The 16,097-nt window shown below is 69.4% G+C and carries 15 protein-coding genes and 2 pseudogenes; 11 read left to right on the plus strand and 6 right to left on the minus strand.

What is annotated here, in order from left to right; translation table 11 throughout:
• Position 1: 1 nt before the first annotated feature.
• From ACGF5T_RS32385 to ACGF5T_RS32405, 5 genes are all read left to right on the plus strand, one after another.
• Positions 2–1,045 carry a LacI family DNA-binding transcriptional regulator gene (locus tag ACGF5T_RS32385; RefSeq protein WP_361017397.1) on the plus strand — a complete coding sequence of 348 codons (1,044 nt, stop codon included), beginning with the start codon at positions 2–4 and terminating at the stop codon, positions 1,043–1,045.
• 123 nt (positions 1,046–1,168) lie between these two features.
• The gene (locus ACGF5T_RS32390) at positions 1,169–2,410 is read left to right on the plus strand and encodes an extracellular solute-binding protein (protein ID WP_366767969.1); all 1,242 of its coding nucleotides are present in this window, start codon (positions 1,169–1,171) and stop codon (positions 2,408–2,410) included.
• 20 nt (positions 2,411–2,430) lie between these two features.
• The gene (locus ACGF5T_RS32395; RefSeq protein ID WP_392890112.1) at positions 2,431–3,396 is read left to right on the plus strand and encodes a carbohydrate ABC transporter permease; all 966 of its coding nucleotides are present in this window, start codon (positions 2,431–2,433) and stop codon (positions 3,394–3,396) included.
• Between the two features lie 2 nt (positions 3,397–3,398).
• Positions 3,399–4,265, plus strand: coding sequence for a carbohydrate ABC transporter permease (locus ACGF5T_RS32400; protein WP_392890114.1), 867 nt, complete (start codon positions 3,399–3,401; stop codon positions 4,263–4,265).
• Positions 4,266–4,352: 87 nt separating this feature from the next.
• Positions 4,353–6,125 carry a trehalase family glycosidase gene (locus tag ACGF5T_RS32405; RefSeq protein WP_366767970.1) on the plus strand — a complete coding sequence of 591 codons (1,773 nt, stop codon included), beginning with the start codon at positions 4,353–4,355 and terminating at the stop codon, positions 6,123–6,125.
• Between the two features lie 771 nt (positions 6,126–6,896).
• Here ACGF5T_RS32405 and ACGF5T_RS32410 read toward each other — a convergent pair.
• From ACGF5T_RS32410 to ACGF5T_RS32425, 4 genes are all read right to left on the minus strand, one after another.
• Positions 6,897–7,040 (minus strand): hypothetical protein, encoded by a 144-nt coding sequence (locus ACGF5T_RS32410; RefSeq protein ID WP_366768013.1) that lies wholly within the window; start codon positions 7,038–7,040, stop codon positions 6,897–6,899.
• Positions 7,041–7,131: 91 nt separating this feature from the next.
• Positions 7,132–7,332, minus strand: coding sequence for a hypothetical protein (locus ACGF5T_RS32415; RefSeq protein WP_366768014.1), 201 nt, complete (start codon positions 7,330–7,332; stop codon positions 7,132–7,134).
• Between the two features lie 405 nt (positions 7,333–7,737).
• Positions 7,738–8,115: a fic family toxin-antitoxin system, toxin component gene (locus tag ACGF5T_RS32420; RefSeq protein WP_366767971.1), complete on the minus strand. Its 378-nt coding sequence runs from the start codon at positions 8,113–8,115 to the stop codon at positions 7,738–7,740.
• Complete coding sequence (locus ACGF5T_RS32425; protein ID WP_336542613.1) at positions 8,115–8,354, minus strand: hypothetical protein; 240 nt, start codon at positions 8,352–8,354, stop codon at positions 8,115–8,117. Before ACGF5T_RS32425 ends, ACGF5T_RS32420 begins: the two co-directional genes overlap by 1 nt.
• 938 nt (positions 8,355–9,292) lie before the next feature.
• On the opposite strand from ACGF5T_RS32425, the gene ACGF5T_RS32430 reads away from it, so the two are divergent.
• The 6 genes and pseudogenes from ACGF5T_RS32430 to ACGF5T_RS32455 form a co-directional block, all read left to right on the plus strand.
• The gene (locus tag ACGF5T_RS32430; RefSeq protein ID WP_366767972.1) at positions 9,293–9,625 is read left to right on the plus strand and encodes a hypothetical protein; all 333 of its coding nucleotides are present in this window, start codon (positions 9,293–9,295) and stop codon (positions 9,623–9,625) included.
• 46 nt (positions 9,626–9,671) lie between these two features.
• Positions 9,672–10,133 (plus strand): annotated as a pseudogene (locus ACGF5T_RS32435) (NACHT domain-containing protein); the annotation flags it as partial.
• Positions 10,134–10,689: 556 nt separating this feature from the next.
• A complete protein-coding gene (locus ACGF5T_RS32440; protein ID WP_366767973.1) occupies positions 10,690–11,697 on the plus strand; it encodes a hypothetical protein in 1,008 nt (335 codons plus the stop codon).
• 245 nt (positions 11,698–11,942) lie between these two features.
• A complete protein-coding gene (locus tag ACGF5T_RS32445) occupies positions 11,943–12,716 on the plus strand; it encodes an SDR family oxidoreductase (protein ID WP_366767974.1) in 774 nt (257 codons plus the stop codon).
• A gap of 32 nt (positions 12,717–12,748) precedes the next feature.
• Complete coding sequence (locus tag ACGF5T_RS32450; protein WP_366767975.1) at positions 12,749–13,117, plus strand: VOC family protein; 369 nt, start codon at positions 12,749–12,751, stop codon at positions 13,115–13,117.
• A gap of 611 nt (positions 13,118–13,728) precedes the next feature.
• Positions 13,729–14,490 (plus strand): annotated as a pseudogene (locus ACGF5T_RS32455) (transposase); the annotation flags it as partial.
• Here the strand turns inward: ACGF5T_RS32455 and ACGF5T_RS32460 are convergent.
• The gene (locus ACGF5T_RS32460) at positions 14,483–14,968 is read right to left on the minus strand and encodes a hypothetical protein (RefSeq protein ID WP_366767976.1); all 486 of its coding nucleotides are present in this window, start codon (positions 14,966–14,968) and stop codon (positions 14,483–14,485) included. The pseudogene ACGF5T_RS32455 and the gene ACGF5T_RS32460 overlap by 8 nt on opposite strands.
• Positions 14,969–15,253: 285 nt before the next feature.
• Positions 15,254–16,084, minus strand: coding sequence for a class I SAM-dependent methyltransferase (locus tag ACGF5T_RS32465; protein WP_366767977.1), 831 nt, complete (start codon positions 16,082–16,084; stop codon positions 15,254–15,256).
• Positions 16,085–16,097: the final 13 nt, after the last annotated feature.

The following is a 16,097-nucleotide window of genomic DNA, read 5'->3' on the forward strand; positions in this document are numbered from 1 at the left end:
CGTGAACATCGGTGAGATCGCCCGCCGGGCCGGTGTCTCGCGGAGCACCGTGTCCTACGCGCTGAGCGGCAAGCGCCCAGTCTCGGAGGACACCCGAAGGAGAATCCAGCAGGTCGTGGACGAGCTGGGCTACCGACCCAGCGCCAGCGCCCGCGCCCTGGCCAACGGGCGTACCAGCACGCTCGGGCTGGTCTTCCCGCCGGCCGGAAACCATTACACGGGCATGCAACTGGACTTCATCGGCAGCGTGGTGGAGGCCGCCGCGGCCTGTGACTACGACGTACTGCTGTCCCCCAGCGGCGTGGACAGCGACCGCTCCTTCCAGCGGCTGCTGGGGGAGCGACGGGTTGACGGCGCCATTCTGATGGAAATCCGCCTCGAGGACGACCGAGTGGACCATCTGGCCGCTGTGGACTTCCCGTTCGTCGCCATCGGCCGTACCGCGCGTCCCGAGGGCGGCTGGTGGGCGGGCCTCGACCACACCGCGCTGGTGGAGGCGTGCGTGCACCATCTGGCGGATCTCGGGCACCGCCGAGTCGCCTTCGTCAACCGCCCCGAGCAACTGCTGCGCAGTGGGTACGAGTCCGCGCACCGCGGCCTGGACGGCTTCACGAAAGCCGCGGCCGAACGCGGGCTGACGGTACGGACGTACTGCTGCGGTGACGACCCCGCTTCGGGCCAGACATGTCTGGAACAGATCCTGCACGACGATCCGGCCACCACAGCCCTGGTAACCCTGAACGAGGCCGCGCTCGGCGGCCTCTACCGAGGACTGGTCGAGGCCGGCCGCCATGTGCCGCGTGACTTCTCCGTCACCGGCGTCGTGGCCAGCCGCTGGGCCCAGACGGTGACCCCGCAGCTCACCGCTGCGGACGTACCGGCAGCGGAGCTGGGCCGTCTCGCCGTCGACCTCCTGGTCGAGCGGCTCGACAACCCCGGCGCACCGCCCCGGCACCACCTCCTCGCACCACCGGTGTCCCTGCGGGCCAGCACCGGGCCGGCCGGCGCCACACCCCCGGCGGACACTGGGCCCCGTACGCCCTGATCACCCCCCTACGCATCAGACCACCGGACACCCGAACCGGTCACCCGCGCCGTTCGGCATGCCCGCGTTCTCCACCTGCTCACCGCCCTCGGCACCCGCATGCTCAAGACAAAGGAACCCGCGATGAACAGCTCCGCCAGAAAGCGCCGTCTGACGACCTCGGCAGCGACCGCCCTGGTCGTCGCCCTCAGCGCCACTGCCTGCGGTTCAGGAGGCACCGGGGCGAAGAAAGCCGACGACGGCACGTACACCGTCTGGGATCCCTACCCGCAGTTCGCCAAAGGCTCGGCCTGGGACAAGCTCCTTGATTCCTGCGGTGCCGAGGCAGACGTGCAGATCAAGCGCACCGGCTTCGACACCAGCGACCTGGCGAACAAGGCACTCCTTGCCGCGCAGCAGGACAACTCCCCGGACGTCCTCATCGTCGACAACCCGGTGGTGTCGACCCTGGCCGAGGCCGGCGTCCTCACGACCACCGACGAGAACAAGCTCGACACCTCGGGCGTGGACCCCAACCTGCTCGAAGCCGGCCAGCTGAAAGGCAAGACCTACGGCACTCCGATCGGCGCCAACACCCTCGCCCTGTACTACAACAAGGAGGTCCTGAAGGAGGCCGGGGTAGACATCGCCTCGGTCAAGGACTGGCCGACCATGACGGCGGCGCTGGCGAAGGTCAAGAAGGCGGGCAAGAAGGGCATCACCTTCTCCGCGATCGGCACGGAGGAGGGCAGCTTCCAGTTCCTTCCGTGGTTCTGGGGCTCGGGCGCGGAACTGACCGACATCGACTCCTCCGCGGCCGTCTCCGCCCTGTCCCTGTGGACGGGCTGGCTGGGCAAGGGCTACGCCCCCAACTCCGTACTCAACAACACCCAGACCACCAGCTGGCAGGAGTTCGCGACCGGCGACTACGCATTCGCCGAGAACGGCACCTGGCAGCTCGCCAACGCCAAGAAGGCGGGATTCGACTACGGCGTCCTGCCCATACCGGGCTCCGGCGGCGGCAACGCCGCTGCCCCGACCGGTGGAGAATTCGTCACCCTCCCGGTGCAGGGCGACACCGGTCGCTACACCACCGCGCAGAAGCTCGCGGCCTGCCTGACCAGCACTCAGAACCTGTACGACACCGACACCACCCTCTCCTACGTCGCCCCCACCACCGAGGTGCAGGGCAAGCAGATGGCAGCCGACCCCGAGCTCAAGCCGTGGGTGGATGCGGTCAAGGCGGCCAAGGGCCGCACCAGCGGTGATCTGGGCACCAAGTACCCGAAGGTCTCCGAGCAGTTGTGGAAGGCCGTCCAGTCCGCCCTCAGTGGCTCGAAGTCCCCGAAGGACGCGCTGGCCGCCGCTCAGTCTGCCGTCAAGTAGCCAGACGTCAGGGACTGTCGATGAGACTCATGACACAATTGCCGCTCTCAGGGCCCGAGACCGACGCCGGCGAGGCGGCCCCTGCCGCACCGTCCCAGACCCGGCGCCGCCCCAGATCCCAGCAGTGGGCCGCCTGGGCCTTCCTCACCCCGGTGACCCTTTACCTCATTCTCTTCTACGCCTACCCCCTGTACCGCAACATCGACCTGAGCCTGCGCAACTACACCGTCCGTTCCTTCGTCCAGGGTGATGCCCCGTTCACGGGCCTGGAGAACTACAGGACCGTCCTCGCCGATGCGACCTTCCTCCCCGCGCTGCTCCACACCGTCCTCTTCACCGTTGTGTGCCTGGCCTTCCAGTACGTCATCGGGCTGGCGCTCGCGGTCTTCTTCCACCAGCACTTCCGGCTCTCCGCCACGCTGCGGGCCCTGTTCCTGGTGCCCTGGCTGCTGCCACTGATCGTGTCGGCCTCCACCTGGTCGTGGATGCTCAACAGCGACTCCGGCATCGTCAACGCCGCCCTGCACGGGATGGGCATCGCCCCGGTGAACTGGCTGACCTCGCCGAGCTGGTCGCTGATCTCGGTGATCATCGCGAACATCTGGATCGGCGTACCGTTCAACCTCGTTGTGCTCTACAGCGGCCTGCAATCCATTCCGGCAGGGCTGTACGAGGCCGCCGCCCTGGACGGGGCAGGTGCCTGGCGGCGGTTCTGGAGCATCACCTTCCCGCTGCTGCGCCCGGTGTCCGCGATCACCCTGCTCCTGGGCCTGGTCTACACGCTCAAGGTCTTCGACATCATCTGGATCATGACCAAGGGCGGTCCTGCGGAGTCCTCCACCACCTTCGCCACCTGGTCCTACCAACTCGGATTCGGCAACCTGCTTCCCGCCTTCGGCCCAGGTGCCGCCGTCGGCAACCTACTGGTGGTGGCCGCCCTGGTCTTCGGACTGGTGTACATCCGGGTGCAGCGAAAGCAGGCATGATCATGAACCGAATCACCACGCACACGCGGGGAAACACCAAGCCCACCCGGGGGAAAAGCAGGCGCACCTGGGGAAAGACGGCCGTCGGCCTGCTGCTGACCGGGATCATGCTCTTCCCAGTCTACTGGATGCTGAACGTGTCCTTGACACGCGACCAGAACATGCGCAAGAGCCCACCGGACCTGTTCCCCGTCGACGGCACCCTGGACGGCTACCGCACCGTCCTCGCCGAGCAGTTGCCCTACCTGGGCACCAGCCTCGTCATCGGCCTGGGCACCGTCGTCCTGACCGTGGCCCTGTCCGCTCCGGCCGGTTACGCCCTGGCCAAGCTACGCCCGCGCGGCGGCGGCGTCCTCGGCTTCGTCCTGCTGGTCGCCCAGATGATCCCCGGCATCATCATGGCGATGGGCTTCTACGCCATCTACCTCAGCCTCGGTCTGCTCCAGTCCGTCCCCGGCCTGATCGTCGCCGACTCCACCCTGGCCGTTCCCTTCGCGGTGCTGATCTTCACCGCGTTCATGTCCGGCATCCCCGGCGAGCTGATGCAGGCGGCGAAGACGGACGGCGCCGGGCCCCTGCGTACCTTCTGGTCGATCGTCGTGCCGATGAGCCGCAACGCCGTCGTCACGGTGTCCCTGTTCGCGTTCCTGTGGTCCTGGTCGGATTTCGTCTTCGCCGGAACCCTGGTCAACGGCGGTCCCCACGAGCCGATCACCCTCGGCATCTACCACTACATCGGCAACAACAATCAGGAGTGGAACGCCATCATGGCCACCGCGGTCGTGGCCTCGCTGCCGGCCGCGGTCATCCTCGTCCTTGCCCAGCGCTACGTCGCCGCCGGTGTGACCGCCGGTGCCGTCAAGGACTGACCTTTCTACCACTCCTCCCCCCTCGCCACGGCCGTGCCCGTCCGCCGGACGGCCGGCGCCCCCTGCCCGAGAAACGAGTGACATCTCATGACCGCCGCCCCATCCGGTCCGGCCTTCTCCGTCCAGGACATCCCGTTCAGCACGTACGGTTCCTGGTTCGACATCTCCCCGGTGCTGGCGGAGAAGTTCTGGGCCGAGGACCTCCACCTCGTCTCGCACCAGAACGGCATGCACGCCGTGTTGAGCCTCACGCCGCTGGACACCGCGACGGGAGAGCGGGCCGAGACCCGTGTGGCGGCGACTCCGAGCCTGCTGAGCTGGATTGGTGACGCCGACCGTGTCGATCTCGCCTACGAGTCGCCGGACACGGTGCGCCTGCGCGGTGCGGGGCTGCCATTGCGCGTCTCCGCGGCGGCCCGGACGCTGACCCCGTTCAGCGGCACCTACTTCTTCCACGACGCGTCCGCCGACGCGTACGTGTTCACCTCGTACGAGACCGGTCGCCGCTACCGGGTCACCGTGCTCTCCGGCACGGTCACCGACACTTTCGGCAGTCAGGCCCTGGGCAGCGGTGACCGCGGCCTGACCGTCGCCGCCGACGGGGACGGCCCATGGGAGATCGCGATCGAGGAACTCGACACCGCCCGCCCCGCGTACGCCCGGGCGGCAGCCTTCGACGAGATCGTCGAAGCCGCGCAGAGATCCTTCACGAACTTCGTCGACACGGTGGCCCCCTGGCGGTCGTCCGCCACCCCGGCCGCCGAACTCGCCGCGTACGTCGTGTGGTCCGCGACCGTCCATCCGGCGGGACTGGTCACCCGGCCCGGCGTCCTCATGTCCAAGCACTGGATGGACAAGGTCTGGAGCTGGGACCACTGCTTCAACGCACTGGCTCTGGCACCCGGACAGCCCGAACTGGCGTGGGACCAGTATCACCTGCCCTTCGACCACCAGGACGCGGCCGGGGCGCTGCCCGACTCGGTCACCCACTCCGAGGTCCTCCGCAACTTCGTCAAACCGCCCATCCACGGTTGGGCGCTCGGCCACCTGCGGCGTCGGCTGACCATGCCGCCCGGCCCGGCGGAGCTGGCTGAGACGTACGACAGGCTGACACGCTGGACAAACTTCTGGCTCACCGGACGACGTGCACCCGGGGCCGCACTGCCCCACTACGAGCACGGCAACGACAGCGGCTGGGACAACGCCACCGCCTTCGACCCCGAACGCGTGATCGTCACCGCGGACCTGGCCGCCTTCCTCGTCCTGCAGCTTCTCGAACTCGCCGATTTGGCAACGGTCTTGGACATACCGGAGGACGTCCATCGGTGGACACGAGCCGCCGAGGCGACGCAGGCGGCGATGCTCGACCAGCTCTGGAGCCGCGACCGGTTCGTCGCCCGAGGAGTTGCCAGCGGTGACACCTGGCACAGTTCCAGCCTCCTCGACCTGATGCCCATCGTGCTGGGTGAGCATCTGCCGGACGACGTCAGCGGCATGCTGGCCGCCCGCATCGAGGCCCACCTGACCCCGTACGGACTGGCCACCGAACTGCCGACCTCCCCGCACTACCTCTCCGACGGCTACTGGCGCGGCCCGATCTGGGCCCCCGCCACGGTCCTCATCGAGGACGGGCTGCGCCGCGCCGGACGGCACCGGCTGGCGGACGAGATCAGCGCCTGCTTCCGCGCCCTGTGCGAGAACCATGGCTTCGCCGAGAACTTCGACGCCCTGACCGGAACGGGCCTGCGGGACCGTGCCTACACCTGGACCGCCAGTAGCTACCTCCTGCTCGCCGAAGCACACGTGAGGCGCGGCGGTGTTTCGCCGGTGCCCGTGTCGAGCACGTCTTCGCCCGGATGAGGCACTGCAAGAACCTCCGCGACTGACGACAGAGCGGCGACGGCCTCACCAAGCGGTCCAGGCCGCGACCCTCATGCACCACCTCGCCCTCACCGCGTGACGCACCAGTCTCATAGTCGGCTCCGACCTGCCTCGGACAAACCTTCTGCAACACGCCTCGGGCCGGCCCGCCTCAGTGGCGGGCCGGCCCGAAGCGCTGACTCCGCACAGCCCGAGACCGTCCGCAGCGCGCTCCTCGCCTTCCAACGGCTCACGGACTCCCGCGACACCGCCCCGGAACGCGTACACGCCCGCATGTGCGACATCGCCGCAGACCGCGTCGCCGCCCCGGCCGGCTCACCGTCGCCGCCACCCATCTCCTGTCTGCTCTGATCAGCCACGAGTACCAGCGTGATCAGTGGATCGGCGAAGCCCGCGAACGACCTCGGTCACGTCCTGTCGCCCGACCCGGCCACTGGCCAGGTCTCCCACCCGGGCGGCTACCTCGTCCTCAATGCCCTTTTGCCACACCGCGGCACACCTTGGCGCTGGCGACGCTTGTTTGACGCACAAGAAGTCCCAGAGCCGCCTACGAGTTCCCTCCTGCCCTGCATTTGCGCAAGTCAGCAGGGACCTCGCGCTGTTTGTCCTTGAAGCCTTCAAATGTCACGATATGACTGTCATTCGTAGCGTCGAGTGCGTGATCGAAGCACGGGAACTCACCAAGAAGTACGGCGTCAGGACCGCCGTCGACGATCTGTCATTCACTGTCCGCCCGGGCGGCCGATCCGATCAGGAGGGGCCGAAGGCCGTCGCCCGGGGCCCGGCGCGGGCGGCGACGATGGCGAGCACCGCGGCCAGCAGCCACGGATGCTCGCAGGTGTCACCGCGGGCCAGGCGGGCGAGCGCGAAGGCCAGCAGTGCGACCTGCGCCAAGTGGGTAAGGGTGACGGCGCCCTGCAGGACGGTGGCCGCCAGCAGGGGCGCCGGGCGTGCCCGGCGGCGCGGCGCAGCTCGGGGTGGAAGATCACGTGGTGATCTCCTCGTCGGCGTGGCGGGTGCCGAGGGCCGGTCCGTGGACGACCCAGTCCCCCGCGTCCGCGAGCCACGCCTGGCCCGCGGCCCGGGCTGCGAGCTTCGGGCGGGCCTCTCCCGCCGCGTACCGCCGCAGGGTCGTACCGCGGGAGGTGGTGTTGCGGATCGCCCTGCCGGGGATTCCGGCATGCACCGCAGTACTCGGCCCCGGCAGCGTCGGCGCGGCCCTGCTCCACGGCACCCTCCCGGCAGCATCCCCGCTCGTGTGGCCGCTCGCGATCCTCGCCCTCGGCGCGATGGCGTACGACGTCGGGCTCCGTGCCGTGCGCCACCGCGACGGCTGACCACACTGCCGCACGGCAACAAGGTCCTCTCGGCGCCGGGCATGGGCCACGTTGTACTCGGCCGACTCCTACTTGTGCTGAGCCTTCGCGCCCGCCACCTCGGGGGGCTCGTCCCAGTGCTGCTGTGGCCGGCCGCATCATGCCTTTTCGATGCGCCCAGTCTCGGGGGCTGACCAGCTCAATGTCTGGGCAGGATGTGCGAGCGGCCTGCTCCCGCCGTCCGGCCACGAAGGGCGGTGGCGGTCCCTCGGGCGTCAGGTGGTGGTGGGCCAGGTCCGCAGCAGAGCGGCGATCTTCCCCGCGGTGCAGGCGGGGTCAAGGAGCAGGTCCTTCAGGGCGATGGCGTCCTCACGACCGGGTTTGACGGAGATCCCGGCGGCTTCGAGGTACATGACGCCAGACGCGGCGGCGACGGCCATGTTGGAGCGCTCCAGCCAGCGGCACCGGCCCAGTGTGTGCACCAGGGCGGCGGCTTTTGCGTAGGGGCCGCCGTACACGGGCTGTTCGAACAGTTCGGCGCGGTGGCGGGCGACCGCTGAGAGGGGAACGCCGTAGTCGTCGGGGGCTGGGTCGTGCGCCCCGGCGGCTTCGGCGACTTGCAGGATCCAGGGAACGTCGATGTGCAGGTCCATCAGGCCGCGCGTGCTCCCCTGGGTGCTTGCTGAGCTTGTTCGGCCTCGTCGAAGACCGCCTGGTGCTCGGCCAGGAAGCGGGCGGCCGCGTCGACCGCTCGGGCGCGCAGACCGCTGGCATCATCCTGTACCAGCCTGGCGAGGTAGTCCCCGATACTCAGTCCCAGGTCGGCGGCGCGCTTCTTCGCGAGTTCCGCAACGTCCTCATCCACACGTGCGCCAAGTTGTGTCTTCGCCATACCAGCATGGTAACAGCTGTTACCGGAAGGGGTGGCCACCGACCTGAGGCCCCCGTCCAGTCCCGTCGAAGAGGGCGGGTAACCAGGCGTTCATGACCAGCGCCCAGTTGGCTGGCCCGCCCCTCGGAGCGGGCCCCGGCACTATCCCGCCAGAGACGGCTTCGATCGAGCCGGTGCACCTGGGGCCCCCGGCCGGGTTGGGTCATGAGAGAGACTGAACCGCCCGGCGGCGCGCCCCTGTATCCGGCCGATGCTGCCGCCGCCGGGCACCGCCAGCGGTTGGCCGGGCCGGGCCGGCTCATCGGCGCACCACCGGCACGGAGCCGCGCATCCTCATCCGGTGTATCGCCGTCCCAGCGGGAGGGGATTCTGTCCTTCTCGGGGCACACGGACCGGGCTGATGGGGTACACCACCGTGCATGCGCCCTGGGGCCGGCTGGATACGCCGCTGGACGATCTCGGGTGTAACCGGTCCTGGGCGGACGTCCACCGCGTGAAAGGCTGGAGCTGGCATGTCCGGAATGCCGGGGAAGGGTGTTCGCGCGCATCTCTCCCCCCACCGCGCCAGGCACTTCATAATCAAGAGTTTCCCAACCGCGCCCCGCCCGCACAGGAGGTCCGCCAACCTCACCCGGCGGGCACCAGCTCCTCGGGCACGCCCTGCACGGAGCCCCACATGCGATGCGCGGCTCGACGTCCCCGAGATCGCCGCCCCCCTCCTTCCTGGCCGGGACGTCCGGCGCCGGTCCCGGGCCGTGCATGTGCACCGCGTGTCCCCGACCGGAGCATCGGTACTCAGCCGCGCCCGTCGGCCGTTCCGTAACGGACCCGCCCAGGCACCCCCCGGCAGCGTCCCGGCCCGCACTGGCGTTTCCGCGGCATCGTCCACTCGTTGGTTCCTGCGTCGGCGGCTGACAAGGGTTGCACGGAGGGCTGGAATGGGTCGGCGTTGGGGCGTGGTCTGGGCGTTGTGCGTGATCGTCGCGGTGGCCCTCGTGGTGATGTGGAACATAGGGGACGAGAGCACCGCCGCGACAGCCAGTTCGGTCCTGGCCGCGGTGATCGGGCTCTTCGGCGTGCTGGCGGTGTGGGTGTGGCGCCGTGATCCTCGGCAAGGGCATTCGAGCGCCGGGCAGTTGGTGGACGCGATGGGTGCCCTCGCGCGGCTGGTGGGCCGCCAGTGGCAGGAGGAGGCGACGCTGCGGCAACTCTTCGACCCGTTCCCGCTGCCCGTGCAGTGGACCGACCTGCCCGGACGTCGGCGTCGGTGACCATCGCCAGTTGATCGGTGCCCCCTTCTCCTGCGCCGCGGACCGGGTGGAGGAGCTTGCCTCCGCCTTCCGGGCCCTGCCCAGGGGCAGGCTCGTCGCCCTCGGCCCGGCCGGCTCGGGCAAGACCACGTTCGCCGTACTCCTTACTCTGGGTCTCTTGCGCACCCGGGAGGAGAGCCTTCCGGTTCCCGTGCTGCTGTCGCTCGCTTCCTTCGACCCCGCCCGTGAGAGCGCCCACGGCTGGCTGAGCCGCCAGCTTGCCGCCGACTACCCCGCGCTCGCCGACGCCGAGGTGTACGGCCCGACCGCGATCGGCGACCTCATCAGCGGGCACCGCGTCCTTCCCGTCCTGGACGGCCTGGACGAACTGCCGGACCCTGCCCGCACCGCCGTCCTGTCCGCCCTCAACGACACCTTGGACACCCGCACTCCGCTGGTGCTGACCTGCCGCACCTCCGACTACACGACAGCGGTAACTCACGCCGGTGTCCTCGCCGGGGCCGCCGTCGTAGAGCCCACGCCGGTACGCCCCGCTGACGCGCTGACACTCCTGCGCCTGGCCACGTCACCGGGTCCCCGTCACGCGCGATGGGACCGACTCGCCCGGCACGTGGATGAGAACCCCGACGGCCCTGCGGCCAGAGCACTCACCAGCCCATTGCTGGTCGGGCTCGCCCGAGTGGTGTACGCCGACGCCGTCGGCCACCTCTCCGAGATCGCCGACCCCTCCGAACTCGTCGACAGCGAACGCTTTCCGACCGCCTCCGCCATCGAACTGCACCTACTGGACGCCCTCGTCCCCGCCCTCTACGCACGCGCACGGCGTCTGCAACCCGCCGACCGCCGATGGAACCCGGCGCGCGCCCGTCATTACCTCACCCACCTCGCCGTCGGCCTGGTACGCCAGGGCACGCACGATCTGACCTGGTGGCGGCTCTACCGCTGGACCCCTCTGGTCCGCAACATGGTGCCGGGCCGCGCTGTCGGCCGCCACGGCCTTCGCTCTCGTCGGTGCGGGATACCTCTTCTACTGCCTCACCGACCCCGGCCATTCGGACATCCCGGTGGACCTCGTGCTGTCGTACGGCGGCGCGGTGGCACTGGCCATCGCCTGCATGTCCTTCGTCGCAGCGTGGACGGCGGCCAGACCCGGCACCCGCCGCGACTCGCTGCGGCCAGTGCTGCTGGTCGCCGCGTCCGGGTACTTGGCCCACTCGACCCCGAAGGGCGTGTGGCGCATGGCCGACCACGGCATCCGGGCCGGCGTGGAGTACATCGTGGTGGCCAGCACCCTCTACGGGCTCTCCTACCTGGCAGTTGTGTACACCGCGGGGAGTCCGGTGCCCCCGGAGATGCCCAGCCGCGGAAGGCTCGGCATGCGGCACTGGCGCCACCGACTGCCCCGGGCTGTGGCCACCGTCGTCGGTGCGGCGGTCCTCACCGGTGCGGCGCTGAACATTCACATCGCCACGGTGGCGCCGTGGCTCCCCGTCGGATTCGCACCGGGCTCCATTCCCCCACTGAACGCCTGGGCATACGGCCTCGTAGCGGGCCTGCTCTTCGGCTCGGTGCAGGCACTGCTTCGCTGGATGCGCCACACCGTATCCCCCGACGACCTCACCAACCCGACGTCTTCAGTACGGGACGACCGACGCATCTGCCTGCTCACGGGCGCAGCAGGAGCAGCGCTGATCACACTGCCCGACATTCCGCTCGTGCTGAGCGCCACGGAAGTCTTTGCCGAGGACATCAGCCTCTCTGTCCTCGTGGTCGGCTATTTGTGGAGCAAACTCCCCCTGGTGGGCCCCGTCGGCCTAATGCTCGCCCTGGCCGCATGCGCCTGGCCCCACTACACCGTCGCCCGCCTCCTCATCGCCGCCCGAGGCCAACTGCCCTGGCGGCTCCAGTCGTTTTTGGCCGAAGCCCATCGTCTCGGCATCCTGCGCCAGGTGGGACCGGTCTATCAGTTCCGGCACGCTCGCCTACGGGAGCGGCTCGCCCACCACGCGCAACTGCCGCGCCCGCGAACCACACTGCCGCTCACACGGTCGGATACCCGCGCACCCCGCTGACACGACCACGCCGTGTCGGCGCACCAGCCCGCTGTCAGGCGAACCAGCACCTGCGCTGCCGCCATCAACCCGGGCCACCTCTCCGGGGACGGTGCCTACGAATACGACAGGTACAGGCCCGGGTCACGACCCGTGGGATGCGAGTGGTCAGGACAGCGGGGAGGGCGGCTTCGGTGGTCCAGGCGCCGTCGGAAAGCGTGGCGATCAGGTGAGCGTGAGCTTCGGAGAGCTGGCCGGTGCGGTGCTTGGCGCGGTTGCCGTTGCCGCCAAAGAGCCTGCGGGTCCTGGTCACCGGCGGCAGCCGAGGACTGGGTGCGGCGACCGCGCGCCGCTTCGTTGCCGCAGGAGCAACCGTGCTGACGGCCTCCCGCGGCCGGCCCACGGAGGACAGCGGGGCCACCTTCGTACCAGCGGACCTCTCCACACCGCAGGGGGTGGCCGAACTCGGCCGCCGCGTCATCGACCACGTGGGCGGTGTGGACGTCCTCGTGAACAACGCCGGCGCGGCGAGCCCTCCGGCGCCGACTCTGAGCCGATCGGACGAGTCCTGGCAGGCGGATTTGGGCATGAACCTCCTGAGCGCCGTGCGCCTGGACCGGGCTCTGGTGCCAGGGATGGTCGAGCGGGGCTCCGGCGTGGTCGTGCACGTTTCCTCGATCGCCAGCCAGCTGCCCCAGCGCGCGGAAGCCTCCTACACCGCCGCCAAGGCCGCGCTGAACGCCTACAGCCGCGAACTGGCCACCGAGGTCGGCGAGCACGGCGTGCGTGTGGTCTGCGTGCTGCCCGGCTTCGTCGTCACCGACGGCGCCACCGCCCACCTGCGGCACATGGCCGAACAGCAGGGCCTGAGCGCCGACGAGATCACACGCCAGCTCGTGGACCATCTGAACGTCCCCATGGGCCGCCCCGGAGACCCCGAGGACGTCGCCGAAATGATCGCCTTCCTTGCCTCCAGCCGCGCGAAATGGCTCACCGGAGCCCAGTTCCGCGTCGACGGCGGCATCCTCCCCACCGTCTGAACACCGATCAGCGTAAAGAACAGGAACCCGCCATGCCCATCACCTTGACCTCCGTGATCATCGACGCCGCCGACATCGACACGGAGGGCGCCTTCTGGCACCGCCTGCTCGGCGGTTCGACCACCACCACACCCACTCACCACTTCATCCAGGCACCCGGCCTGCCCGTGATCGTCGTCCAGTCCGCCCCCGGCCACACCCGCCCGGGCTGGCCGGACGGCGCCCCCCAGCAGATGCACCTCGACTTCGGCGTCGAAGACCTCGCGACCGCCGACCGCGCCGCCACCGACGCCGGCGCCACCCGTCTGCGACCGACGCAGGAGATCACCTCCGACGCCACAACCGGCAGCCGCGTGTACGCCAGCCCCGCCGGGCATCCCTTCTGCCTCCGGGCCGCCTGAGACCGCCATCGCTCACCGCAGCGTCTGCCGTAAAACGGCGTCGACAGATGCTGCGAGCACTCTACGAACTCGAAAGACCTGCAGCGCCCTTCGAAGATTTTGCTCCCTCAAAGCTGACAGGCGACGTGTCATGAGGTCCCCTATGAGACAAGTTCAGGTGTCTGGAGAACCGTCCCACTTTGGCTCAGCGGCAGCGCCTGGCGGAAGGTCGGGCCCGGGCACAGGGACGGTGAGCATCGGCTCGGGCAGCGTCCACGTCATGCCTGACGCCTTCCACACCCCGGGCTCGCATGCGGCGGCTGGTCAGGCAGCACGGAGGTCGTGTGCCGCACCGCCGCGCCACTCCACCCATCGCCCGTCGTCCACGACGGCGTCCGGATCGTCGATGTCGACGCCTACTCAGGGGAGCTGGCCAGGACGGGGAGTGGTCCGGGACAGAGTCGCTGCGAGGATCGCCCCAGACGGCCGGCGCGGACCCAGTCCGCGGTGGTCGGCTCGTCTGGCGCCCAAGACAAGACGCCGTCGACGGGCTCGCCCAGGACAGAGTCCAGACGGTTCGCTTGAGCGTGTTCGATGAGGCGACTCTGGGCCGCACGAGAGCGGCTGGGCTTCAGGTGGGAGTTGCTGAGCGCCGGCGGCACGGCCTGCTGACCCAGATCCACCCGTCCCTGGAACGGGTCCTGGGGCCGCGGTTGCAGCACCCGGCCGTCCTCACCCTGCTGGGACGGTTCGGGTCACCGGCACAGATACGCAAGGCCGGACGGCGACGGCTGGTCACGCTGCTGCGGCCGATGGCGCCGAGGATGGCCGACCGTCTTGTCGAGGACATCTTTGCCGCCCTGGACGAGCAGACCGTGACCGTTCCAGGCACCGAGGCGGCCGCGTTGATCGTCCCGAGCCTGGCCGGATCGCTGGCCGCCGTGCTCGACCAGCGCAAGCTGCTGGCCGGGCGGATCGAGGAACTCCTGGAGGCCCACCCTCTTTCGAAAGTCCTGACGTCGATGCCGGGAGTCGGCGTCAGGACTGGAGCCAGGATCCTGATCGAGGTCGGTGACGGCAGCACCTTCCCCACCGCCGGCCACCTCGCCGCCTACGCCGGTCTCGCCCCGGCCACTCGCAGCTCGGGCTCCTCGATCCGCGGCGAACAACCGTCCAGGAGAGGGAACAAGTAGCTCAAACGGGCCTTCTTCCTCTCCGCCTTCGCCGCCTTGGGCGACCCCGCGTCTCGGGCCTACTACGGCAAGAAGATCGCCCAGGGCAAGCACCACACCCAGGCCCTGCTCTGCCTCGCCAGACGCCGGACCGACGTCCTGTTCGCGATGCTCCGCGACGGCACCTTCTACGAACCGCGGCGCTCGGCCGCAGTCACCTGACCTGCGGGTCTGCAAGGAGAACGACTCGATCAGCGTCGACATCGAAGCCGAGCACCGGATGGCCGTATTCGCCCTCCGGGTCCATCAGCACCGGTTTGCCCAGCCGCCGCCCGATCTCCCGGAGGAAGCCACAGAGCACATCGAGTCGATCCTGGCCCTGCAACTCCCGCAGGTCGACATCGAAGTCGACTTCGTCGTCGGCATGGAAACGGAAGATCGCCAGCACATCGGCGGTCGGCGAGACCCGCAGCTCCGGACACTCGGCATCCGCCGGGCGGGACAGCACGGCCTCCGCCCGAGGCACCGGGAGCGCCATATCTCCTTCGGAGTACTGGCACTTCCAGCCCTTCTCCGCGATCAAGTCGAGGACCGACTGCCAGTCCTCCACCGAGGCATCCGGGACACGCACGTCCGGCAGCGACCCCATCATGTCCAGGTCGAAGAAGCACTTCACGTCATCCCACAGCAGATCGGCCACGGCGCCATGCTGCCCCGGCGTGCCGACCCATCGCACCCCCGTTTCCCTTGACCAAAGACATAGGCGCACCCCCCCCCGCCAAGGGACTGATCGGTGTAGCGCTGGTACGCCATTGGCCTGCTGCCACGTAAGGCGATAGATCAGGGGGAGCCTACGCACTGCGTCAGGGCCCTGTCGTACGGTCTAACGGTTATCTCGCGGCCAACGGGCCAGGCTCCGGGACCCTGTGACGCCGCCTTCCTGCATCGGACTGCTCGCGCCCGGCGACACCGACATTTGCGGTGGTCAGGCCGTATGGGAGCGGGTGGAGGTGATCACGACGGATGTGTAGGGCATGATGGCGTGGCCGCCGAGCGTGTCGATCGCGGACCCGGCGCCGTCCAGGACCTTCGCCATTTTGTCTGCGGGGAGTTGGGTGAGGCCGCCGAAAGTGGGGAGCTGGTCGAGCCACTCCTCTCGGGAGTAGGTGCGCTCCCAGGCGAAGCGCCACTGTTCCGGCTCGCTGAAGCTGCCGGTCTGCCGGATTCCGTCGGCGATCTTCGCGAACAGCGGCTGGTAGGCGTCCACGGCCGCGCCTCTGAGCAGGCCCGGGTTGAACGGGGAATCGGGGGCGACCCGTTGGAGTGCTTCGGCGAGGGCCTCGATCACCTCGGCCGGGAATTGGGGGACGTGGTGGAAGGGGGCGAGTAGGCCGCCGGGCCTGAGCACCTGGGCCGCCTTGGCCGCGCCGGCGACGGGGTCCACCCAGTGCCAAGCGGTGCCCGCGATGACCATGTCGAACTGCCGCCCGGCCGGCTGCCAGTCCTCGAACCTGGCGACCTCGACCTCGATGCGGCTGCGCCGCGCGAAGGTGGCCATCCGCTCGTCGGGCTCAATGCCGAGCACCGTGCAGCCGGCCGCCCGGAATTGCCGGGCTTCAATGCCGGTCCCGGCTCCGACATCAAGGACGTGGCGACCGGGGCTTGCCGCGACGATCCTGTCCACCAAGGCCTGGGGGTAAGGCGGTCGGGCGCGGTCGTAGCGTTCGGCGTCCACTCCGAACGACTCGGCCGTCTGCCGGTGGCGGTGGGGCTCGGGGCCGGACGTGTCCGGCTGTCCCTGCGATAAAGTGGGCATGCGCCCACACTAA

The sequence above is a fragment of the Streptomyces sp. NPDC047853 genome (genome assembly GCF_043204535.1).
Lineage (GTDB): Bacteria > Actinomycetota > Actinomycetes > Streptomycetales > Streptomycetaceae > Streptomyces.